Consider the following 22,402-nt stretch of genomic DNA (forward strand, 5'->3'; position numbering starts at 1 on the left):
CGCTCAGGATACGGAATGCGACCGCAGGCCGGGGCGCGGGCCGGATACCCTGGCCACGTGCGGGCCCGAGTAAGCGGGCCCGCAAAGCCGACAGCCGTCGCACCAGGGAGAAGCCCCATGGCCACTGCAGCCAATCCGTCCATCACTCAGCAGAGCCGCGCGAACGCGTTGCGTGAAGCGCTCGCCACCCGGGTGGTGGTCGCCGACGGTGCGATGGGCACCATGCTCCAGGCACAGGATCCGACGCTGGAGGACTTCCAGAACCTGGAGGGCTGCAACGAGGTCCTCAACGCCACCCGGCCCGACATCGTGCGCTCCGTCCACGAGGCCTACTTCGGGGTCGGCGTGGACTGCGTCGAGACCAACACCTTCGGCGCCAACTTCTCCGCACTCGGCGAGTACGAGATCGCGGAGCGCATCTTCGAGCTGTCCGAGTCGGGCGCCCGGATCGCCCGCGAGGTGGCCGACGCCCACGCCGCCGACGGCCGCACCCGCTGGGTGCTCGGCTCGATCGGCCCCGGCACCAAGCTGCCCACCCTCGGCCACGCCCCGTACGAGACGCTGCGCGACGGCTTCCAGCAGAACGCGGCCGGCCTGATCGCGGGCGGCGCCGACGCGCTGCTGGTCGAGACCAGCCAGGACCTGCTGCAGACCAAGGCCGCCATCCTGGGCTCCAAGCGCGCCCTCGCCGAGGCCGGGCTGGACCTGCCGGTGCTGGTGCAGGTGACCGTGGAGACCACCGGCACCATGCTGCTCGGATCCGAGATCGGCGCCGCGCTGACGGCCCTGGAGCCGCTCGGCGTCGACTACATCGGCCTCAACTGCGCCACCGGCCCGGCCGAGATGAGCGAGCACCTGCGCTACCTGGCCAAGAACGCGCGGATCGGCCTGTCCTGCATGCCGAACGCGGGCCTGCCGGTGCTCGGCAAGGACGGCGCCCACTACCCGCTCTCCCCGGCCGAACTGGCCGACGCGCACGACGTGTTCACCCGCGAGTACGGCCTCTCGCTGGTCGGCGGCTGCTGCGGCACCACGCCCGAGCACCTGCGCCAGGTGGTCGAGCGGGTGCAGGGCCGGCCGGTCACCCCGCGCACCCCGCAGCCGGAGTCCTCGGCGTCCTCGCTGTACCAGGCGGTGCCGTTCCGCCAGGACACCTCGTACCTGGCGATCGGCGAGCGCACCAACGCCAACGGCTCGAAGAAGTTCCGCGAGTCGATGCTGGCCGGCGACTGGCAGGCCTGCGTGGAGATCGCCCGCGACCAGATCCGGGACGGCTCGCACCTGCTGGACCTGTGCGTGGACTACGTCGGCCGCGACGGCGTCGCCGACATGAAGGAGATCGCCGGCCGGCTGGCCACCGCCTCCACCCTGCCGATCGTGCTGGACTCCACCGAGCCGCAGGTGCTGCGGGCCGGTCTGGAGGCGCTCGGCGGCCGCGCGGTGCTCAACTCGGTCAACTACGAGGACGGCAACGCCCCGGACTCGCGCTTCGGCCGGATCGCCTCGCTGGCCCGCGAGCACGGCGCCGGCCTGATCGCGCTGACCATCGACGAGGAGGGCCAGGCCCGCACCGCCGACAAGAAGGTCGAGATCGCCGAGCGGCTGATCACCGAGCTGACCGCCGACTACGGCGTCGACGAGGGCTCGATCCTGGTGGACTGCCTCACCTTCACCCTGGCCACCGGCCAGGAGGAGTCCCGCCGGGACGGCATCGAGACCATCGAGGCGATCCGCGAGCTCAAGCGCCGCCGCCCGGCCGTGCAGACCACGCTGGGCCTGTCCAACATCTCCTTCGGCCTCAACCCGGCCGCCCGGGTGGTGCTGAACTCGGTCTTCCTGCACGAGTGCGTGGAGGCCGGCCTGGACTCGGCGATCGTGCACGCCTCCAAGATCCTGCCGATCTCCCGGATCCCCGAGGACCAGCGCGAGGCCGCCCTCGACCTGGTCTACGACCGCCGCCGGGACGGCTACGACCCGCTGCAGCACCTGCTGGAGCTGTTCGACGGCGTCTCCTCGGCCTCGGTCAAGGCGTCCAAGGCGGAGGAGCTGGCCGCGCTGCCGCTGGACGAGCGCCTGCAGCGCCGGATCATCGACGGCGAGCGCAAGGGCCTGGAGGCCGACCTGGACGAGGCGCTGGCCGGGCGGCCCGCGCTGGAGATCATCAACGACACCCTGCTGTCCGGCATGAAGGTGGTCGGCGAGCTGTTCGGCTCCGGCCAGATGCAGCTGCCCTTCGTGCTCCAGTCCGCCGAGGTGATGAAGACCGCGGTGGCCCACCTGGAGCCGTTCATGGAGAAGTCCGACAGCGAGGGCAAGGGCACCATCGTGCTGGCCACCGTCAAGGGCGACGTCCACGACATCGGCAAGAACCTGGTGGACATCATCCTGTCCAACAACGGCTACAACGTGGTCAACCTGGGCATCAAGCAGCCGGTCTCGGCGATCCTGGACGCCGCGCAGGAGCACAAGGCGGACGTCATCGGGATGTCCGGCCTGCTGGTGAAGTCCACCGTGATCATGAAGGAGAACCTGGAGGAGCTCAACCAGCGCAAGCTGGCCGCGAGTTACCCGGTGATCCTGGGCGGCGCCGCGCTCACCCGGGCCTACGTCGAGCAGGACCTGCACGAGATCTACGAGGGCGAGGTCCGCTACGCCCGGGACGCCTTCGAGGGCCTGCGGCTGATGGACGCGCTGATCGCGGTCAAGCGCGGCGTGCCCGGCGCGAGCCTGCCGGAGCTCAAGCAGCGCCGGCACGCCCGGGTCGAGGTGGTGGAGGAGCCGGAGGTCAACCTCGGCCAGATCCGCTCGGACGTCACCGTCGACAACACCGTGCCGACCCCGCCGTTCTGGGGCGACCGGATCGTCAAGGGCATCCCGTTCGCCGACTACGCCTCCTGGCTGGACGAGGACGCGCTGTTCAAGGGCCAGTGGGGCCTGAAGGCGGCCCGCAGCGGCGAGGGCCCCTCGTACGAGGAGCTGCTGGAGACCGAGGGCCGGCCGCGGCTGCGGATGTGGCTGGACCGGCTGCAGACCGAGGGCTGGCTGGAGGCGGCCGTGGTCTACGGCTACTACCCGGCCAACTCCAAGGGCGACGACCTGATCGTCTTCCACGAGGACGGCACCGAGCGCACCCGCTTCACCTTCCCCCGCCAGCGGCGCGGGCGCCGGCTCTGCCTGGCCGACTTCTTCCGCCCGGAGGAGACCGGCGTGCGGGACGTGGTCGGCCTCCAGGTGGTCACCATGGGCAACCGGATCTCGGAGGCGGCGAACGAGCTGTTCGCCGACAACTCCTACCGCGACTACCTGGAGCTGCACGGCCTGTCGGTGCAACTGGCCGAGGCGCTGGCCGAGTTCTGGCACGCCCGGGTCCGCTACGAGCTGGGCTTCTCCGGCGAGGACCCGCAGGACGTCAAGGACATGTTCGCGCTCAAGTACCGGGGCGCCCGCTTCTCGCTCGGCTACGGGGCCTGCCCGGAGCTGGAGGACCGCGCCAAGATCGCCGAGCTGCTGAAGCCCGAGCGGATCGGCGTGGTGCTCTCCGAGGAGTTCCAGCTGCACCCGGAGCAGTCCACCGACGCGATCGTCATCCACCACCCGGAGGCGAAGTACTTCAACGCCCGGTAACCCGGGCGCCTCGTTCCGTTCGCTCTTTTCGGGCGAACCGGGCGTATCCTGGATGATCCTGAACGGGCCGGTCCGCTCACCAGCGGGCCGGCCCGCGCCATCCCCGGGGGGTGCTCGAACGCGCCCGGGGGGTACCGACGGAAGGACTCCCGCCATGACCACCTCCACCGCCGCCCGGATCCTCGACCACGGGGACGGCCGCGGCCTGCAGGCGGTGCTGCTGGACATGGACGGGACACTGGTGGACACCGAGGACTTCTGGTGGCAGGCCGAGGTCACCCTGTTCGCCGAGCTGGGCCACGCGCTGACCGACGAGGACCGGGCCCAGGTGGTCGGCGGTCCGATGACGCGGGTGATCGACTACCTGGTCGGCACCACCGGGGTGGACCTCGCCCCGGCGGACCTGACGGTGCTGATCAACCAGCGCTTCGTCGACCTGCTGGCGGGCGGCGTGCCGCTCATGCCGGGCGCCGAACGCCTCCTCAACACCCTGGCCGCACACGGGATCCCGGCCGTCCTGGTGACCGCCTCGCACCGGCACGTGGTGGACATCGTGCTGCGCTCGCTGGGCTCCCACCACTTCGCCTTCACGATCGCCGGGGACGAGGTCCCGCGCACCAAGCCGCACCCGGACCCGTACCTGGAGGCGGCCCGGCGGCTGGGCGCGGACCCGGCCCGCTGCGTGGTGGTCGAGGACGCGCCGACCGGGGTGCGGGCGGCCGAGGCGGCGGGCTGCCCGGTCATCGCCGTGCCCTCGGTGGCGCCGATCGAGCCGGCCCCGGGGCGGCTGGTGCGCTCCTCGCTGGAGCAGGTCGATCTTGAACTGCTGCGCTCGCTGGTCACTTCGCGGGTGTGATTGTCATCTCATTGCGAGGGTGGCCTACTCGCCGGTAAGCGGCCGGATCCGGCCGCCGCCGACGCCCGCCCGGGGAGAAAAAGGGCATTGCCTGACAACTCGTCGGGTGTTTCGCGGTGCCCTCAACCACCGTGTCCCAAACGTCATCTGCACGGGTATCGGTCGTGCGTGTTCGATATGGCACGCTACTCCAGTTCGTTCCCCTCCCTCGCGCCCTGCCACCGCCGACGACGGGCAACCCCGTCCCGCCCGCGGTCGTACGGGCGTCAGGCCCGCGCACGCCTTCCACACCCGGAGCGCCCTCGACGCGGGCCGCCGGCCCCGGTCGGACCGCACCCAGAAGGACGCGCCCCGTGAAGACTTCAGCTGAACGCCTGGCAGTACTCGGCTGCGCCGGTCTTGTCGCCGTGACGGCGGCCGGCTGCGGATCGGTCACCGACGCCGTCAAGGGGGACGGCGGCAAGGCGATCGTCATGGGCACCACCCAGCTCACCGGCGTGCTGGACCCGGCCGCCGCCTACGACTCCGGCTCCTGGCTGCTGCTGCGCAACACCTTCCAGTCGCTGCTCACCTTCCCGGCCGCCTCCAGCGCCCCCTCCCCGGACGCCGCGCAGTCCTGCGAGTTCACCGCGGGCGACGCCACCCAGTACCACTGCACCATGCGGACCGGCCTGAAGTTCTCCAACGGCCACCCGCTGACCGCCGCCGACGTGGTGTTCTCGATCGAGCGCACCAAGAAGATCAACGACCAGAACGGCGCGGCCCCCCTGCTCTCCTCGATCAGGAGCGTCGAGGCCAAGGGCGACACCGAGGTGGTCTTCCACCTCTCCACGCCCGACGCCACCCTGCCGGCCAAGCTGGCCGGCCCGGCCGGCGCCATCCTCGACCACCAGGCCTACCCGGCCGACAAGGTCGTCCCCAACGACAAGCTGATCGGCTCCGGCCCGTACCGCTTCGAGACGGTCGAGGTCATGGGCGGCAACGGCGACACGGCCAAGCAGCTGGGCAAGGTCGTCCTGGTGCCCAACGACAAGTACAACGGCGAGGCCAAGCTCCGGAACAGCAAGTTCACCGTCCGGTACTTCGACAAGCCCGCCGACCTGAAGGCCGCGCTGGACAAGGGCGACGTCGACCTCACCGACAACAGCCTGGACCCGAACACCGCCGCTCAGATGCACTCCGACCAGCAGGGCGGCAAGACCGACCTCCAGGTCGTCGAGGGCGACAGCAACGACACCCGCTCGCTGGTCTTCAACACCAAGGACCCGGTCGCCGGCAACGTCGCCGTCCGCCAGGCCGCCGCCCAGCTGCTCGACCGCAAGTCGCTCGCCCGCGACGTCTTCGCCCGGACCGTCCAGCCGCTGTACGCGATGGTCCCGGCCGGCGTCACCGGCCACACCACGGCCTTCTTCGACCGCTACGGCGACCAGGACAGCGGCAAGGCCAAGAAGATCCTCACCGACGCCAAGGTCCAGCTCCCGGTCAAGCTCACCCTCACCTGGTCGCGCTCGCGGGCCGGCAGCGCCGAGCCCGAGACCCTGAAGAAGCAGCTGGAGGCCGGCGGCCTGTTCCAGGTGACCGTCCAGACGGAGCCGGACTGGGACAAGTACCGGTCCGGCTGGTCCGAGGGCCGCTACCAGGCGTACCTCATCGGCTGGTTCGCCGACTACCCGGACCCGGACAACTACATCGCCCCGCTGCTCATCGACGGCGGCGCCTACCACCACGGCTGGGACGACCCGCGGATCAGCCAGAAGCTGGTGCCGGACGGCCTCAAGCAGGCCGACCGCAGCGCCGCGGTGGCCGGCTACGCCCAGATCCAGCAGATCGTCGCCGAGAACGCGCCGCTCATCCCGCTGTACCAGAACAAGGGCTTCTTCGCGTCGCGTTCGTACATCACCGGCGTCGAGTCGACCATCGACACCACCGGCGTGTTCCGCTTCTGGGAGATCAGCCGCAGCGCCGGCAAGTAGGCGACCGGACGACACCCCTCAACACGGCGGCCCGCCCGCCTTCCCCCTGGGTGCACGGGGAAGGCGGGCGGGCCGTCGGCACGTTCGGCCGGACAGGGCCTACAGGGCGCCCGGGCGCACCAGCCCGCTCTCGTACGCGTACACCGCCGCCTGCACCCGGTCGCGCAGCTGGAGCTTGGTCAGCACATGGCCGACGTGCGTCTTCACGGTGGTCTCGCTGACGAACAGTTCGGCTGCGATCTCCGCGTTCGAGAGCCCGCGCGCCACCAGCTTCAGCACCTCCAGCTCACGTTCGGTCAGCGCGCTCAGCGCCTGCGGCGGCGCCTCCTCGCCCGAGGGCAGCTTGGTGGCGTACATGTCCAGCAGCCGGCGGGTGATGCTCGGCGCCAGCATCGCCGCGCCGTCCGCCACCACCCGGATCGCCTGCACCAGTTCCTCCGCCGGGACGTCCTTCAGCAGGAAGCCGCTGGCGCCCGCGCGCAGCGCTTCCACCACGTACTCGTCCAGGTCGAAGGTGGTCAGCACCAGCACCTTGGCCGGGCCGTCCCGCCCGGGGCCGGCGATCCTGCGGGTCGCCTCGACGCCGTCCATCCTGGGCATCCGGATGTCCATCAGCACCACGTCGGGCTGCAGCGCCCGCACCTGGTCCAGCGCCTGCTGACCGTCGCCGGCCTCACCGACCACCACCAGGTCGGACTCGGCCTCCAGGATCATCCGGAAACCGGTGCGCAGCAGCGGCTGGTCGTCGACCAGCAGCACTCGGATCGTCACTAGGACTCCTTGCTCATCTGATCCCCCGTGGGATCGTCTTCGTCAGACGTACGCGACAGCGACAGCGGCAGCGGGTACGGCGGGGGAGTGCCGCCGAACTCCGGGCAACTGGCCTGGTGGTCGCACCAGTCGCAGAGGCGGTTGCGGGTCGCCGGGAACTCCCCGGTGGCCACCGCGTGGGTGATCCGCTCCCAGAGCGCCCGCAGCTTGCGCTCCACCGCGAGCAGGTCGGCCTCGTCCGGGTCGTAGCTGACCACGTCCCCGCCCCCGCCGAGGTAGACCAGCTGGAGCCGCTTGGGGACGACGCCCTTCCAGCGCCACACCACGAGCGCGTAGAACTTCATCTGGAACATCGCCTTGCCCTCGAAGTCCCGCGAGGGCGCCCGGCCGGTCTTGTAGTCCACCAGCCGGACCTCGCCGCTCGGGGCGACGTCCACCCGGTCGATGTAGCCGCGCAGCAGCAGCCCCGACTCCAGGGCCGTCTCCACGTACAGCTCGCGCTCCACCGGGTGCAGCCGGGTCGGGTCCTCCAGCCGGAACCACTGGCCGACCAGCTTCTCGGCGTCCGCCAGCCAGCGGGCGAGCGCCGCGCCGTCCGGATCGTCCGGGAACAGCGAGCCCAGCTCCGGGCGCTCGCCCAGCAGCCGCTCCCACTGCGGGCGCAGCAGGCCCAGCGCCCGCTCCGGTGTCCGCTCGGTCGCGGGGCTGTCGAAGAGCCGCTCCAGCACCGCGTGCACCAGCGTGCCCCTGGTCGCCGCCGCGCTCGGCGGCTCGGGCAGCCGGTCGATCACCCGCAGCCGGTACAGCAGGGGACAGGTCAGGAAGTCCCCCGCCCGGGACGGGGACAGGCCGGTCGGGGGCGCCGTTGGGCGCGCCGGGGCCCCGGCGGCGCTTGTGGTGTCGGTCTGCTGCATGCCTCCGACCCTATTGCCCTTCGCTGTCATCCTGCTGCCACGGTGCTGCCACACCGCGCGGCACAGTGGGTATGAAGCCTGACAGAGGGCCGCACGCCACCGGAGGGCCGCGATCACGTAGCGTGGGCGCACCGGGGCACGACGGGGCAGACGACCGAAGGGATCACGGTGAGCGACAGCAGGGGGCAGCAGACCTCCGACCAGCCACCGCAGGACGACGGCGGCCGCCCGGCAGGGCGACCGCCCAGGCCGCCCGAGCGCGGCAGCGGCCTCCTGGTGGGCCGCCCCTTCGGCGTGCCCATCTACGTGACCCCCTCCTGGTTCGTCATCGCCGCGCTGATCACCTGGGTGTTCGGCGGCCAGCTCGGCGACGTCCTGCCGGACCTCGGCGCCGCCCGCTACCTGCTCGCGTTCTTCTTCGCGGTCGCCTTCTACGCCTCCGTCCTGGTGCACGAGCTCGCTCACACCCTGGTCGCGCTGCGCTACAGGCTCGGTGTACGGCGGATCCAGCTGCAGTTCTTCGGCGGCGTCTCCGAGATCGAGAACGAGGCCGAGAGCCCGTGGCGCGAGTTCTGGCTGGCCTTCGTCGGCCCGCTGCTCTCGCTGGTGCTCGGCGGCGTGTTCTACCTCGCGATGCAGGCCGTGGAGCTCTCCACGGTGCCCGGGGTGCTGCTCACCGGGCTGATGGTCTCCAACCTGGTCGTCGCCGCGTTCAACCTGCTGCCCGGCCTGCCGCTGGACGGCGGCCGGATGCTGCGCGCGGTCGTCTGGGCGATCAGCGGCAAGGCGATGACCGGCACGGTCGCCGCCGCCTGGGTCGGCCGGGCACTGGCCGTCGTGGTGCTGATCGGCCTGCCGCTGTTCAGCGCCGCCCGCGGGATCGAGCGCACCACGACCGACACCCTGGTGGACGCGGTGCTGGCCGCCGTCCTCGCCGCGATCATCTGGAACGGCGCCACCGGGAGCCTGCGCAACGCCCGGCTCAAGGAGGTGCTGCCCGGCCTGCGGCTGCGCGAGCTCGCCCGCCGGACCGTCGAGGTCACCGCCGACACCCCGCTCGGCGAGGCGCTGCGCCGGGCCCGCGAGGCCCAGGCCGGTGCGGTCGTGGTGGTGGACGGCCGGGGCGACCCGATCGGCATCGTCCGCGAGTCCGCCGTCCGCGCGGTGCCCGAGCACCGCCGCCCGTGGGTCGCCGTCGGCCCGCTCGCCCGCGACCTCGAACCCGGCCTGCGGCTGGACGCCGACCTCGGCGGCGAGGACCTGCTGCGCGCCGTCCAGGCCACCCCGGCCGGGGAGTACCTGGTGGTCGAGGCGGACGGCCGGGTGTTCGGCGTCGCCGCGCTCACCGACATCGAGCAGCGCCTCACCGCCGCCGTCGCCGGCCGGTGATCACTCTGGTCGGGCGGACCGTCCGCTTCCCTTAGGATTGACCGCATGTCCGAACCGACCGGTGCCACCCGCCGACGCGGGCCCTTCCAGGTCGGGGACCAGGTCCAGCTGACCGACCCCAAGGGCCGCCACTACACGTTCACGCTCCAGGCCGGGAACCAGTTCCACACCCACAAGGGTGCGTTCCCGCACGACGAGCTGATCGGCGCCCCCGAGGGCACGGTCGTGCGCACCACGGGGAACGTCCCGTACCTCGCGCTGCGCCCCCTGCTCCCCGACTACGTCCTGTCCATGCCGCGCGGCGCCGCCGTGATCTACCCCAAGGACGCGGGGCAGATCCTGGCCATGGCCGACATCTTCGCCGGCGCCCGCGTCGTCGAGGCCGGTGTCGGCTCGGGCGCGCTCTCCACCTACCTGCTGCGCGCCGTCGGCGACACCGGCATGCTGGCCTCGTACGAGCGCCGGCAGGACTTCGCCGACATCGCCAAGGGCAACGTCGAGCGCTACTTCGGCGGGCCGCACCCGGCGTGGAAGCTCACCGTCGGCGACCTCCAGGACAACCTGGTCGAGGCCGACGTCGACCGCGTCATCCTCGACATGCTCGCCCCCTGGGAGTGCCTGGACGTCGCCTCCAAGGCGCTCGTCCCCGGCGGCCTGATCTGCTGCTACGTGGCCACCACCACGCAGATGTCCAAGACCGTCGAGGCACTGCGCGACCACGGCACCTTCACCGAGCCGCAGGCCTGGGAGACCATGGTCCGCACCTGGCACCTGGAGGGCCTGGCCGTCCGCCCGGACCACCGGATGATCGGCCACACCGGCTTCCTGCTCACCGCCCGCCGCCTCGCCGACGGCGTCGAGCCGCCGCTGCGCCGACGCCGCCCGGCCAAGGGCGCGTACGGCGAGGACTACGACAACGGGGGCTCGGAGTCGACTCTGCGGGAGCGCGCCGCGGCCCGTGCCGCCGCCCGCGCCGTCGAGACCGAGCAGCCCGACCTGGGCTGACCGGGATCGCTTCCCAGGGGTGGTACGAGCCTGCTCGTGCCACCCCTCGGCATTTCGGCCGCCGGCGTGTGGGACGATGCTCGCGCACGCAGACCAGCTCCTGGGAGCACTGGAGGGGACGCCTGGTGGAGACCGCGGTCGGGACGACGGCTGGACAGCAGACACCGCGGGGCCGCACCGGGCCCGGGCACGCGCGCACCGCCCCCTGGCACTGGGCCCTGGCCCTGGCCGGCTGCGGCGCGGTGGTGGCCTCGGCTCTCGCCGCCGGCCCCGCCACCGGCACCCCGGTGCCCCTGCACGGCACTCCCAAGGCCCTCGGGGCGAGCGCCGCCCCCGACCCGGCCAAGGCCCAACTTCCGCTCGACTGCGGCCCGTTCCCGGTCGCGACGGCCATCAGCATGCCGGCCGACCTGGGCGACGGGCGGCCCGGCACGGTCGTCGCCGCGCACTGCGCGGCCGAGAACGGCACGCCGCCGGACGCCGTCTACCTGCTCGGCTTCGGCCCGGGCGAGCGCCCGGTGGTGCTGGCCACGCTCCTCTCCGAGCGCGAGAACCTCACCCTCGGCCGGCTCGCGCTGCGCTCCGACGGCGCCATCACCGGTCACGCGCAGGGGTATTCGAGCGACGAGGTGCCGCGCTTCCGCCCTGACATCTCACTCGACCTCACCTGGATGCGCAAGGGCGGCGGCTGGGAACGCTCCCAGACCGCCGCCCCGGTCAGCCAGACCTGAGGGGGAGGACGCGTCAGTCCGCGTCCGGCCCGTACACCTCGACCCGGTCGGTGACCCGGCGCACGTGGATGCAGTCGCCGGGGCACTCCTTCGCCGAGTCCACCACGTCCTGAAGGATCGTCAGCGGCACCGGGGCGGTCTGCCCGGGCTGCTGGCGCAGCTCGTCGTCCGGCCCCTTCACGTAGGCGAGGCCGTCGATGTCCAGCTCGAAGACCTCGGGTGCGTACTGCACGCAGATGCCGTCGCCGGTGCACAGATCCTGGTCGATCCACACCTCCAGCTGTTCGGCCGCCGTGGCCGTCTGCTCGGTTACCGACATGGTCCCCTGCCGTTTCTGTCCCGGGTCGCCCCTTTTCCGGGGGCAATCCCGCCATTCGTACAACGATCGGACCCAGGTGCCCGGTCGCGATCGGATATCACTTCGCTCGACGATACATCTGGCCCGCTTTGGGTGGTGAGCGGTGGGTATCCCCTTAGCAGAGGGGAAGCACGCTGGGGCGAAGATCGGACACGCCCGTTCCATCTTTCTTGATCTAGGGGTTTACGGACCCCTGGTCCCAGGTAGGGTCTGGAAGCGTCCAGCTCCCCGGAGGAGGTGAGGACCGTGGCAGCCCACGATGACGACTACAACCGCAGCACCGGCAGGCCCGCTCGTGGTTCCGACGAGGCCGCTCAGGTCTCGTTCCTTGAGCAGGAAATCGCTGTGCTGCGCCGCAAGCTCGCCGACTCGCCGCGCAATTCGAGGATCCTCGAAGAGCGGATCGTCGAGCTCCAGACCAACCTGGCCGGAGTGTCCGCCCAGAACGAACGGCTCGCCTCCACCCTGCGAGAGGCCCGCGACCAGATCGTGGCCCTCAAGGAGGAAGTGGACCGGCTGGCACAGCCCCCGGCCGGGTTCGGCACCTTCCTCGAGGCCAACGAGGACGGCACCGCCGACATCTTCACCGGGGGGCGCAAGCTCCGCGTGAACGTCAGCCCCAACGTCGCCCTCGACGAACTGCGGCGCGGCCAGGAGGTGATGCTCAACGAGGCCCTCAACATCGTGGACGCGATGGCCTTCGAGCGCATCGGCGAGATCGTCACCCTCAAGGAGATCCTCGAGGACGGCGAACGCGCCCTGGTCGTCGGCCACACCGACGAGGAGCGGGTGGTGCGCCTCGCCGAACCGCTGCGCGAGCTCACCATCCGGGCGGGGGACGCCCTGCTGCTGGAGCCCCGCTCCGGCTACGTGTACGAGGTCGTGCCGAAGTCCGAGGTCGAGGAGCTGGTCCTCGAAGAGGTCCCGGACATCGACTACCGCCAGATCGGCGGACTGAGCAACCAGATCGAGCTGATCCGGGACGCGGTCGAGCTGCCCTACCTGCATGCCGACCTCTTCAAGGAGTACGAGCTGCGCCCGCCCAAGGGCGTGCTGCTCTACGGCCCGCCCGGCTGCGGCAAGACGCTGATCGCCAAGGCGGTCGCCAACTCGCTGGCCAAGAAGGTCGCCGAGGTCACCGGACGCCCCCAGGGGAAGAGCTACTTCCTCAACATCAAGGGCCCCGAACTGCTCAACAAGTACGTGGGCGAGACCGAGCGGCAGATCCGCCTGGTCTTCCAGCGGGCCCGGGAGAAGGCGAGCGAGGGCACGCCCGTCATCGTCTTCTTCGACGAGATGGAGTCGCTGTTCCGCACCCGCGGTTCCGGCGTCAGCTCGGACGTGGAGAACACCATCGTCCCGCAGCTGCTCGCCGAGATCGACGGTGTGGAGGGCCTGGAGAACGTCATCGTCATCGGCGCCTCGAACCGCGAGGACATGATCGACCCGGCGATCCTGCGGCCCGGCCGCCTGGACGTCAAGATCAAGATCGAGCGCCCGGACGCCGAGGCCGCGAGGGACATCTTCTCCAAGTACCTCAAGGAGTCGCTGCCGTTCCACCCGGACGACCTCAAGGAGCACGACGGCTCCCTGGGCACCACGGTGGCCGCGATGATCCAGTCGGTCGTGGAGCGGATGTACTCCGAGACCGAGGAGAACCGCTTCCTGGAGGTCACCTACGCCAACGGTGACAAGGAGGTCCTGTACTTCAAGGACTTCAACTCCGGCGCGATGATCCAGAACATCGTCGACCGCGCGAAGAAGATGGCCATCAAGGACTTCCTCGACCACGGTCAGCGCGGTCTGCGCGTCTCCCACCTGCTCGCCGCCTGCGTGGACGAGTTCAAGGAGAACGAGGACCTCCCGAACACCACCAACCCGGACGACTGGGCCCGCATCTCCGGCAAGAAGGGCGAGCGGATCGTCTTCATCCGTACGCTGGTCACCGGCAAGCAGGGCGCCGAGTCCGGCCGCTCGATCGACACTGTCGCCAACACGGGGCAGTACCTGTAAGCACACGGTGAGACCGGGCCGCCCGGCGGTCCCCGGAACAGCACGCACCCCGTCCGGCTGTGGCGCCTCGCGGCCCCGCAGCCGGACGGCGCGTCTCGGGGTCCGCCCGTCGGTGCCGGGTTCTAGGCTCGACCCACCGATCGCGGGCAGAACGCCGGCGCCGGTGTTGTTCAGCGGTACGTCGGCGTGCTCCGCCCGTGGGGGGCGGCGCACCGGGCAAGGAGGGCCGCATGACCGTACGGCGCGTGATGGGCATCGAGACCGAGTACGGGATCTCCGTGCCCGGGCACCCCAACGCCAACGCCATGCTCACCTCGTCCCAGATCGTCAACGCGTACGCGGCGGCGATGCACCGGGCGCGGCGGGCCCGCTGGGACTTCGAGGAGGAGAACCCGCTGCGTGACGCCCGGGGCTTCGACCTGGCACGCGAGGTGGCGGACGCCAGCCAGCTGACCGACGAGGACATCGGCCTGGCCAACGTCATCCTCACCAACGGGGCCCGGTTCTACGTGGACCACGCGCACCCCGAGTACAGCTCGCCAGAGGTCACCAACCCGCGCGACGCCGTGCTCTGGGACAAGGCCGGCGAGCGGATCATGGCGGCCGCCGCGCAACGCGCGCTGGAACTGCCCAACGGGCAGAACATCCACCTGTACAAGAACAACACCGACAACAAGGGCGCCTCCTACGGCACCCACGAGAACTACCTGATGAAGCGGGCGACGCCGTTCGCCGACATCGTCCGCCACCTCACCCCGTTCTTCGTCTCCCGCCAGGTGGTCACCGGCGCCGGCCGGGTCGGCATCGGCCAGGACGGTTCGACGCACGGCTTCCAGATCAGCCAGCGGGCCGACTACTTCGAGGTCGAGGTCGGCCTGGAGACCACGCTCAAACGCCCGATCATCAACACCCGGGACGAACCGCACGCCGACGCGGAGAAGTACCGCCGGCTGCACGTGATCATCGGGGACGCCAACCTCTCCGAGATCTCCACCTACCTCAAACTGGGCACCACCTCACTGGTCCTGTCGATGATCGAGGACTCCTTCATCGCCTCCGACCTCGCCGTCGACCAGCCGGTGCGCACCCTGCACCGGGTCTCCCACGACCCCACGCTCAAGCACCTGATCACCCTGCGCAACGGGCGCAAACTCACCGCCGTCCAGCTCCAGCTGGAGTACTTCGAGCTGGCCCGCAAGTACGTCGAGGACCGCTTCGGCACCGACGCGGACGAGCAGACACTGGACGTGCTGGCCCGCTGGGAGGACGTCCTCGGCCGGCTGGAGCGCGATCCGATGTCGCTCTCCCGGCAGCTGGACTGGATCGCCAAGCGGGAGATCCTGGAGGGCTACCGCAGCCGGGACGCCCTGGGGTGGGAGAATCCGCGGCTGCACCTGGTCGACCTCCAGTACAGCGACGTACGGCCCGACAAGGGCCTCTACAACCGGCTGGTGGCCCGCGGCCGCTTCGAGCGGCTGGTGACCGAGGCGGAGGTCGAGCGGGCCGTCTCCAAGCCCCCGGAGGACACCCGGGCGTACTTCCGCGGGCGCTGCCTCGAGCAGTACGCCGACCACGTCGCCGCGGCCTCCTGGGACTCGGTGATCTTCGACCTGCCGGGCCGGGACTCGTTGCAGCGGGTGCCCACGCTGGAGCCGCTGCGGGGCACCCGCAACCACGTCAAGGAACTGCTGGACCGCTGTCGCACCGCGGAGGACCTGCTGCGGGTCCTCTCCGGCGGGTAACTTTTCGATCACCATGGGTGAACGTCCGCCGAATGGGAATCATCCGGGGTGGCAGCGGGTGTTGGACAGGAAGCGCCACCGGCAAACCGGGAGCGGCAGTCGCACCTTGTGTATAGGGTCGGTGCAGCAAGCAACGACCAAACCGTGCCAGAAGAATCGAGCGGGGTGAGGGAAATGGCGAGCAAGGACACCGGCGGCGGCCAGCAGCGGGCGAACCGCTCCTCCGAGGAGGTCGAGGAGCAGGCCGCGGAAACCCAGAATTCCGACGACCTCAAGGAGCGCCAGGAAAAGCTGAGCGACGACGTCGACGCGGTGCTGGACGAAATCGACGAGGTCCTCGAGTCGAATGCGGAGGATTTCGTCCGCGGATTCGTGCAGAAGGGCGGGCAATAGCCCGCCCCCGGTATTCGGGAATTCACGGTCGAGACCGTCGAGGGCGGTCGGGCGGCGAGGGTCGCCCGGCCGTCCGGCACCGGCCCCCTGCGCGCGTGGACAGTGATCTCCGGGCGGGTAGGGTGCGGGCAACGCGAGCTTCAAGCTACCTGGAAGGAATCGTGTGGAAGCCAACACTCGTGGCACCGGGCGTCTACCGGCTGCCTTCCTGACCCCGGGGTCCTCCTCCTTCGTGGACTTCCTCGCCGAGCACCGGCCGGAGCTGATCCCCGGCCACCGAGCGCTCCCCGCGGGGGCCGTGATCGAGGCCCCGCACGGGACCACCATCGTGGCCGCGGTGTTCGACGGCGGCGTGGTGATCGCCGGTGACCGCCGGGCGACGATGGGCAACGTGATCGCCCAGCGCGACATGGAGAAGGTGTTCCCGGCCGACGAGTACAGCGCGGTCGGCATCGCCGGCACCGCCGGCCTCGCCATCGAGATGGTCCGGCTGTTCCAACTGGAGCTGGAGCACTACGAGAAGATCGAGGGCGCGGTGCTCTCGCTGGAGGGCAAGGCCAACCGGCTCACCGCCATGATCCGGGGCAACCTGGGCATGGCGATGCAGGGCCTGGCGGTCGTCCCGCTGTTCGCCGGCTACGACCTGGACCTCGGCCGCGGCCGGATCTTCAACTACGACGTCACCGGCGGGCGTTCCGAGGAGCGCGGCTTCGCCGCCACCGGCTCGGGCTCGGTCTTCGCCCGCGGCTCGATGAAGAAGCTCTACCGCGACGGCCTGACGGCCGACCAGGCCGCCACGCTGGTCGTCCAGGCGCTGTACGACGCGGCCGACGACGACTCCGCCACCGGCGGCCCCGACCTCGCCCGCAAGATCTTCCCGATCGTCTCGCTGATCACCGAGGAAGGCTTCCGCCGGCTCACCGACGCGGAGGTCACCGAGATCGCGGTCGCGATCACCGACGAGCGCCGCTCGCACCCCAACGGCCCGCAGGCCCCGCTGCTCTAGCCATCACCTCTCAGGAAAGGGACGACCGCCGGTGTCGACACCGTTCTACGTCTCGCCCCAGCAGGCCATGGCGGACCGCGCGGAGTACGCCCGCAAGGGCATCGCGCGCGGCCGCAGCGTGGTCGTGCTCACCTACGCCGACGGCATCGTCTTCGTCGCGGAGAACACCTCCAGAGCGCTTCACAAGGTCTCCGAGATCTACGACAAGATCGCCTTCGCGGCGGTCGGCCGCTACAACGAGTTCGAGAACCTGCGCATCGGCGGCGTCCGCTACGCCGACCTGCGCGGCTACTCCTACGACCGGGCCGACGTCACCGCCCGGGGCCTGGCCAACGTCTACGCACAGACGCTCGGCACCATCTTCTCCTCGGTCGGCGAGAAGCCCTACGAGGTCGAGCTGATCGTGGCCGAGGTCGGCCGCACCGCGGACGAGGACCAGATCTACCGCCTCACCCCGGACGGCTCGATCGTCGACGAGAAGAACTACGTCGTGGTCGGCGGCAACGCCGACTCGATCGGCAACTACCTGGGCCAGCGCCACCAGGCCGGGATGGGCCTCACCGAGGTGGTCCGGGCCGCCGTGGACTCGCTCGCCCGCGACCCCAACGGCGGCAGCCCGCGCGCCCTCACCCCGGAGCAGCTGGAGGTGGCCGTCCTCGACCGCCAGCGGTTCCAGCAGCGCAAGTTCAAGCGCATCCTGGGCAACCAGCTCGCCCGGCTGCTCGACGGCGACCAGTCCGCCGAGTCGGACGACGAGGACAACCCGGCGGACACCGCGCCGGAGTAGCAGTGCCTGCGGAGTCCCGTACGGCGGCCGGAAGGAGGCCGTACGGGACTCCGGTGCCCCTGCGGCGGCCCAGTCGTCGTGGAGGCGGTTTCGGACAGCTCCGACACAGAATGGAGTGCTCATGGACCGCCGGATTTTCGGGCTGGAGAACGAGTACGGCGTGACCTGCACGTTCCGCGGGCAGCGCAGGCTGTCGCCGGACGAGGTGGCGCGGTACTTGTTCCGCCGGGTCGTCTCCTGGGGCCGCAGCAGCAACGTCTTCCTGCGCAACGGTGCCCGGCTGTACCTCGACGTCGGCTCCCACCCCGAGTACGCCACCCCCGAGTGCGACGACGTGACCGAGCTGGTGACGCACGACAAGGCGGGCGAGCGGATCCTCGAAGGGCTCCTGGTCGACGCCGAGCGGCGGCTGCACGAGGAGGGCATCGCGGGGGACGTCTACCTGTTCAAGAACAACACCGACTCGGCCGGCAACTCCTACGGCTGCCACGAGAACTACCTGGTGGCCCGGCACGGCGAGTTCTCCCGGCTGGCCGACGTGCTGATCCCCTTCCTGGTGACCCGCCAGCTGATCTGCGGCGCCGGCAAGGTGCTGCAGACCCCGCGCGGCGCGGTCTACTGCGTCAGCCAGCGCGCCGAGCACATCTGGGAGGGCGTCAGCTCCGCCACCACCCGCTCCCGCCCGATCATCAACACCCGCGACGAGCCGCACGCGGACGCCGAGCGCTACCGCCGACTGCACGTGATCGTCGGCGACTCCAACATGTCGGAGACCACGACGCTGCTCAAGGTCGGCGCCACCGATCTGGTGCTGCGGCTGATCGAGGCCGGCGTGGTGATGCGCGACCTCACCCTGGAGAACCCGATCCGGGCGATCCGCGAGGTCAGCCACGACCTCACCGGCACCCACCAGGTGCGGCTCGCCAACGGGCGCGAGGCCAGCGCGCTGGACATCCAGGAGGAGTACTACACCAAGGCGCTGGAGTTCGCCGACCGCAAGGGCATCAACACCGGCACCATCGGCCAGGTGCTCGAACTGTGGGGCCGGACCCTGGAGGCCGTCCGCACCGAGAACCTGGACCAGGTGGCCACCGAGATCGACTGGATCATGAAGTACAAGCTCATCGAGCGCTACCGCGAGAAGCACCAGATGAGCATGTCCAACCCGCGGGTGGCCCAGATCGACCTGGCGTACCACGACATCCACCGCCGGCGCGGCCTGTTCTACCTGCTCCAGGGCAAGGGCCAGGCGAAGCGGGTGACCACCGACCTCAAGACCTTCGAGGCCAAGTCCATCCCGCCGCAGACCACCCGGGCCCGGCTGCGCGGGGACTTCATCCGCCGGGCGCAGGAGCAGCGCCGGGACTTCACGGTGGACTGGGTGCACCTGAAGCTGAACGACCAGGCGCAGCGCACGGTGCTCTGCAAGGACCCGTTCCGCTCGGTGGACGAGCGGGTGGAGAAGCTGATCGCCGGGATGTGACCCCCGCAGGGGATCCCAGGTTTGTGATCAAGGCGGTGTCCGGCCCCGGTGGTGTCTTCCGGGGCCGGACACCGTCCGGGCATACGCTGTCCGTCGAAGTCAGGAGAGCCGACCTCGATCGACAGTTAGGACCACCGTGCGCCGCACCGCCGGTTTGCTACTCACCCTGCCCCTGCTGCTGGCGGTCGCCTGCAGCAGTTCGCCCAAGGCGGCCGGCCCGGCGACTCCGTCCGCGGCGAGCGCGCCTCCGACGGTGCCCGCGCCGGTCGGCGAGGCGTCGCCGATGCCCACGCTCTCGGAGGGCGGTTTCGGCAGCAAGGCCACCATCACCCTCCCGGAGGGCCAGCCCGGCGGCCAGTTCGTGGTGAACACCGTCAGCGAGGGCGAGCGGTCGACGGTCAACAAGGGCGACTGGGTGACGGTCAACTACACGGCGAAGGACTGGACCACCGGCAAGGACCTGCCCAGCTCGTACGACCCGAGCGGGAAGCCGCAGCTCTACCAGGCCGGCAGCGGACAGCTCGTGCCGGCGCTGGACCAGAGCGTGATCGGCAAGAAGGTCGGCAGCCGGCTGCTGGTGGTCGCCCCGCCGGCGGCGGCCTTCGGCGAGCAGGGCAGCACCCAGCTCGGCGTCAACAAGGGCGACACCGTGGTGTTCGTCCTGGACATCATGGAGAGCCTGCCGCAGGACTCCACGCTGGCCGGCGCCATGACCCCGCCGCCGGCGACGATGCCGCAGGTCAAGGACAACGGCAAGGCCCCGGTGACGATCACCGTGCCGGCCGGGCAGGCCGCGCCCACCGACCTGGAGCAGGCGGTGCTGATCAAGGGCGAGGGCAAGCAGGTCAAGAGCGGGCAGACCCTGGTGGTGCAGTACACCGGGGTGCTCTGGAACAACGGCCAGCAGTTCGACTCCTCCTGGACGCACGGGGGCGCGCAGGCGGTGCAGATCGGCACCGGCAGCGTGATCGAGGGCTGGGACAAGGCGCTGGTCGGCCAGACCGTCGGCAGCCGGATCCTGCTCGTGGTGCCGCCCGCGCTCGGCTACAAGGACCAGGCGCAGGGCTCGGTGCCGCCCAACTCGACGTTGGTCTTCGTGATCGACATCCTGGAAGCTGTTTAGGGAAGCCAGGGAAGCGGTTTAGGGCGGACACGCACCCCTGGGATTCCGTACGCTTGGGCGGACGCTCGTACAACGAAGCGTCCGCCCTCATCCTGAGCTGTCATACTGCCCTCGCACTGTGGCAGGCGCCGCCCGGCGTCGAGGTCCGGGGCGGACGGTGCGACGGCAGACCGGCAGTCAGCACGCCGGTCGCAGACCTGGAAGACCTCGTGGCGAGATGGATGGGGAGTCATGACTGAGAAGACGCCGAGCCCGGGCGGGGCCGACACCGCGGCGAACGACAGCTCCGCGGGTGACCCGGCCGCCTCGCGTCCCGGCGGCCCGCTCCCGGGGGACGGCGAGTCGATCGTCGTCCCGCCGTCGATCCTGAAGCAGCAGGCCGGCTGGGCGCAGCCCGGCGAGCAGCCGCGGGCCTCGGGCGGGACCAAGACGGACGACACCCCGCAGATCTTCGCCTCCACCGTGCGTCGGGGCGACACCTCGGAGGCCGGGTACGACGAGAACCCGCCCGGGGTGGGCCGGCTGGGCGTGATCCTCGGCACGGTGCTGACCTTGCTGCTGGCCGGCAGCGCCGTGACGCTGTACCTGGTGAACAAGGACGGCAAGTCGGACACCGCCGCCAAGCCGGACGCCGCCAAGAGCGCGCCGCCCACGCCGACCGCCGACCCGGTGCCGCCGATCAAGGACAGCGCCAAGGTGCTGCCCACCGTCACCGGTGACTTCGGCAAGAAGGCCGAGATCCAGGTGCCGGGCGAGGCCTCCGACGGCTCCTTCGTGGTGAAGGTGCTGACCGAGGGCACCGGCCCCAAGGTGGACAAGAACTCCTGGACCTCGGTGGACTACACCGCCAAGGACTGGACCACCGGCAAGGACATCCCGAGCTCGTACGACAACAACGGCAAGCCGCAGATCTTCCAGGCCGGCACCGACGCGCTGATCCCGGCGCTGGACCAGGCCGTGGTCGGGAAGAAGGCCGGCAGCCGGGTCCTCGTGGTGGCCCCGCCGGCCGCCGCGTTCGGATCCCAGGGCAAGGCCGACATGTCGATCGGGGCGAAGGACGACCTGGTCTTCGTGATCGACATCCGCAACGCCAACGCGCCCGACTCCGTGGTGAGCGGCACCGTCACGCCGCCGCCCGCGGACTTCCCGCAGGTCAAGGACAACGGCAAGAAGCCGGCCGAGATCACCCCGGTGGCCGGCGCGAAGGACCCGACCGAGCTGAAGTCGCACGTCCTGATCAAGGGCACCGGGCCGGCGGTGGAGAAGGGCGAGAAGGTCGTCGTCCAGTACACCGGCGCGCTGTTCAAGGACGGCAAGATGTTCGACTCCTCGCTCAGCAAGGGCCAGGCGTTCTCCTTCCCGGTCGGCGGTGGCCAGGTCATCCAGGGCTGGGACCAGGGGCTGGTGGGCCAGACCGTCGGCAGTCGGGTGGAACTGGTGATCCCGGCCGCGCTGGCGTACGGCGACAAGGGCCAGGGCGACATCCCGCCGGGCGCACCGCTGGTCTTCGTGGTGGACATCCTGGACGCCGGTCAGGGCTGATCCACTTTCGGGTGACAATGGTGTGCGTGTGACCTTCAGGTCCGGCCGCGTGGCCGGACCACCCCGGGCGGTGGGCGCCCGTACCGTGGTCCGGGAACGGACCGGGGGTGCGGGCGCCCGCCGCTTGGTCGTGACTGCAATGCGAAACGTGAGAAGAGGGACTGTGAGCGTCAACCTCAACGAGAAGCCCGAGATCGACTTCCCGATCGGCGACGCCCCGGCGGACCTGCAGATCCGCGACATCGTCGTCGGTGACGGCGATGAGGCCAAGTCGGGCCAGGTCGTCAAGGTCCGCTACGTCGGCGTGACCTTCGAGACCGGTGAGGAGTTCGACTCCAGCTGGAACCGGGGCACCGCCCCGTTCTCGTTCCCGCTGGGCGCCGGCCGCGTCATCAAGGGCTGGGACCGCGGTGTCGCAGGCATGAAGGTCGGCGGCCGCCGCGAGCTGACCATCCCGTCGCACCTGGCCTACGGCAACCAGTCGCCGACCCCGCTCATCCCGGCGGGCTCGACCCTGATCTTCGTGGTCGACCTGATCGGCGTCTGAGTCGTTCCACACCGTGGGGGCGGACCCCCCCAAGGGGTCGGCCACCCCGCCGGCCCCCGGCGGCGGTTTTGCGTACGAAGACAACAACAGACAGGCCGGCGAGCGCCGCGAGGCACCCCGCCCCCGCGGCCCCCCCCCCCCCCCC

Annotated in this window: 18 protein-coding genes; 15 read left to right on the top strand and 3 right to left on the bottom strand. The window is 70.7% G+C overall.

Features of this window, described 5'->3' with window-relative positions; translation table 11 throughout:
- Positions 1–117: 117 nt before the first annotated feature.
- The 3 genes from metH to ACFV61_RS14725 all read left to right on the top strand — a co-directional run bounded on the left by metH (position 118) and on the right by ACFV61_RS14725 (position 6,453).
- Positions 118–3,624, top strand: a complete 3,507-nt coding sequence (gene metH / locus ACFV61_RS14715) for a methionine synthase (protein WP_063346922.1) — start codon at positions 118–120, stop codon at positions 3,622–3,624.
- Positions 3,625–3,778: 154 nt separating this feature from the next.
- Positions 3,779–4,480, top strand: coding sequence for an HAD family hydrolase (locus tag ACFV61_RS14720; protein WP_380491922.1), 702 nt, complete (start codon positions 3,779–3,781; stop codon positions 4,478–4,480).
- 353 nt (positions 4,481–4,833) lie between these two features.
- A complete protein-coding gene (locus ACFV61_RS14725) occupies positions 4,834–6,453 on the top strand; it encodes an ABC transporter substrate-binding protein (protein WP_380491924.1) in 1,620 nt (539 codons plus the stop codon).
- Positions 6,454–6,552: 99 nt separating this feature from the next.
- Here ACFV61_RS14725 and ACFV61_RS14730 read toward each other — a convergent pair whose 3' ends face one another.
- Both ACFV61_RS14730 and ACFV61_RS14735 read right to left on the bottom strand, forming a co-directional pair.
- Positions 6,553–7,224 carry a response regulator transcription factor gene (locus ACFV61_RS14730; protein ID WP_063346919.1) on the bottom strand — a complete coding sequence of 224 codons (672 nt, stop codon included), beginning with the start codon at positions 7,222–7,224 and terminating at the stop codon, positions 6,553–6,555.
- Positions 7,224–8,138, bottom strand: a complete 915-nt coding sequence (locus ACFV61_RS14735; RefSeq protein WP_380491926.1) for a RecB family exonuclease — start codon at positions 8,136–8,138, stop codon at positions 7,224–7,226. The genes ACFV61_RS14730 and ACFV61_RS14735 overlap by 1 nt, the downstream gene beginning before the upstream one ends.
- A 168-nt stretch (positions 8,139–8,306) precedes the next feature.
- Between ACFV61_RS14735 and ACFV61_RS14740 the strand changes: the two genes are divergently transcribed.
- The 3 genes from ACFV61_RS14740 to ACFV61_RS14750 all read left to right on the top strand — a co-directional run bounded on the left by ACFV61_RS14740 (position 8,307) and on the right by ACFV61_RS14750 (position 11,263).
- Positions 8,307–9,527 carry a site-2 protease family protein gene (locus ACFV61_RS14740; RefSeq protein ID WP_063346917.1) on the top strand — a complete coding sequence of 407 codons (1,221 nt, stop codon included), beginning with the start codon at positions 8,307–8,309 and terminating at the stop codon, positions 9,525–9,527.
- Positions 9,528–9,572: 45 nt separating this feature from the next.
- Positions 9,573–10,532, top strand: a complete 960-nt coding sequence (locus ACFV61_RS14745) for a tRNA (adenine-N1)-methyltransferase (protein WP_063346916.1) — start codon at positions 9,573–9,575, stop codon at positions 10,530–10,532.
- A 125-nt stretch (positions 10,533–10,657) separates the two neighbouring features.
- Positions 10,658–11,263, top strand: a complete 606-nt coding sequence (locus tag ACFV61_RS14750) for a hypothetical protein (RefSeq protein ID WP_079135481.1) — start codon at positions 10,658–10,660, stop codon at positions 11,261–11,263.
- A 13-nt stretch (positions 11,264–11,276) separates the two neighbouring features.
- On the opposite strand, the gene ACFV61_RS14755 is transcribed toward ACFV61_RS14750, so the two are convergent.
- A complete protein-coding gene (locus ACFV61_RS14755) occupies positions 11,277–11,582 on the bottom strand; it encodes a ferredoxin (protein ID WP_063346915.1) in 306 nt (101 codons plus the stop codon).
- A 285-nt stretch (positions 11,583–11,867) separates the two neighbouring features.
- Here ACFV61_RS14755 and arc point away from each other — a divergent pair, with 285 nt between their 5' ends.
- The 9 genes from arc to ACFV61_RS14800 all read left to right on the top strand — a co-directional run bounded on the left by arc (position 11,868) and on the right by ACFV61_RS14800 (position 22,257).
- A complete protein-coding gene (gene arc / locus ACFV61_RS14760) occupies positions 11,868–13,634 on the top strand; it encodes a proteasome ATPase (protein WP_063346914.1) in 1,767 nt (588 codons plus the stop codon).
- Positions 13,635–13,864: 230 nt separating this feature from the next.
- On the top strand, positions 13,865–15,376 hold the full coding sequence (dop, locus tag ACFV61_RS14765) for a depupylase/deamidase Dop (protein ID WP_208869055.1): 1,512 nt from the start codon (positions 13,865–13,867) through the stop codon (positions 15,374–15,376).
- A 174-nt stretch (positions 15,377–15,550) separates the two neighbouring features.
- Positions 15,551–15,769 (top strand): ubiquitin-like protein Pup, encoded by a 219-nt coding sequence (locus ACFV61_RS14770; RefSeq protein WP_031069167.1) that lies wholly within the window; start codon positions 15,551–15,553, stop codon positions 15,767–15,769.
- Between the two features lie 163 nt (positions 15,770–15,932).
- Entirely contained in the window at positions 15,933–16,775 is an 843-nt protein-coding gene (gene prcB / locus ACFV61_RS14775) for a proteasome subunit beta (protein WP_380491928.1), read from the top strand.
- A 31-nt stretch (positions 16,776–16,806) separates the two neighbouring features.
- Positions 16,807–17,562: a proteasome subunit alpha gene (gene prcA, locus ACFV61_RS14780; RefSeq protein WP_063346912.1), complete on the top strand. Its 756-nt coding sequence runs from the start codon at positions 16,807–16,809 to the stop codon at positions 17,560–17,562.
- Between the two features lie 121 nt (positions 17,563–17,683).
- The gene (gene pafA / locus ACFV61_RS14785) at positions 17,684–19,045 is read left to right on the top strand and encodes a Pup--protein ligase (protein WP_063346911.1); all 1,362 of its coding nucleotides are present in this window, start codon (positions 17,684–17,686) and stop codon (positions 19,043–19,045) included.
- Between the two features lie 136 nt (positions 19,046–19,181).
- Positions 19,182–20,168, top strand: a complete 987-nt coding sequence (locus tag ACFV61_RS14790; RefSeq protein WP_380491930.1) for an FKBP-type peptidyl-prolyl cis-trans isomerase — start codon at positions 19,182–19,184, stop codon at positions 20,166–20,168.
- Between the two features lie 231 nt (positions 20,169–20,399).
- Positions 20,400–21,710 carry an FKBP-type peptidyl-prolyl cis-trans isomerase gene (locus ACFV61_RS14795; protein WP_079135480.1) on the top strand — a complete coding sequence of 437 codons (1,311 nt, stop codon included), beginning with the start codon at positions 20,400–20,402 and terminating at the stop codon, positions 21,708–21,710.
- A gap of 163 nt (positions 21,711–21,873) precedes the next feature.
- Positions 21,874–22,257: an FKBP-type peptidyl-prolyl cis-trans isomerase gene (locus ACFV61_RS14800; RefSeq protein ID WP_063346909.1), complete on the top strand. Its 384-nt coding sequence runs from the start codon at positions 21,874–21,876 to the stop codon at positions 22,255–22,257.
- The last annotated feature ends 145 nt before the right edge of the window (positions 22,258–22,402 follow it).

It is taken from the genome of Kitasatospora sp. NPDC059817 (assembly GCF_042731835.1).
Lineage (GTDB): Bacteria > Actinomycetota > Actinomycetes > Streptomycetales > Streptomycetaceae > Kitasatospora.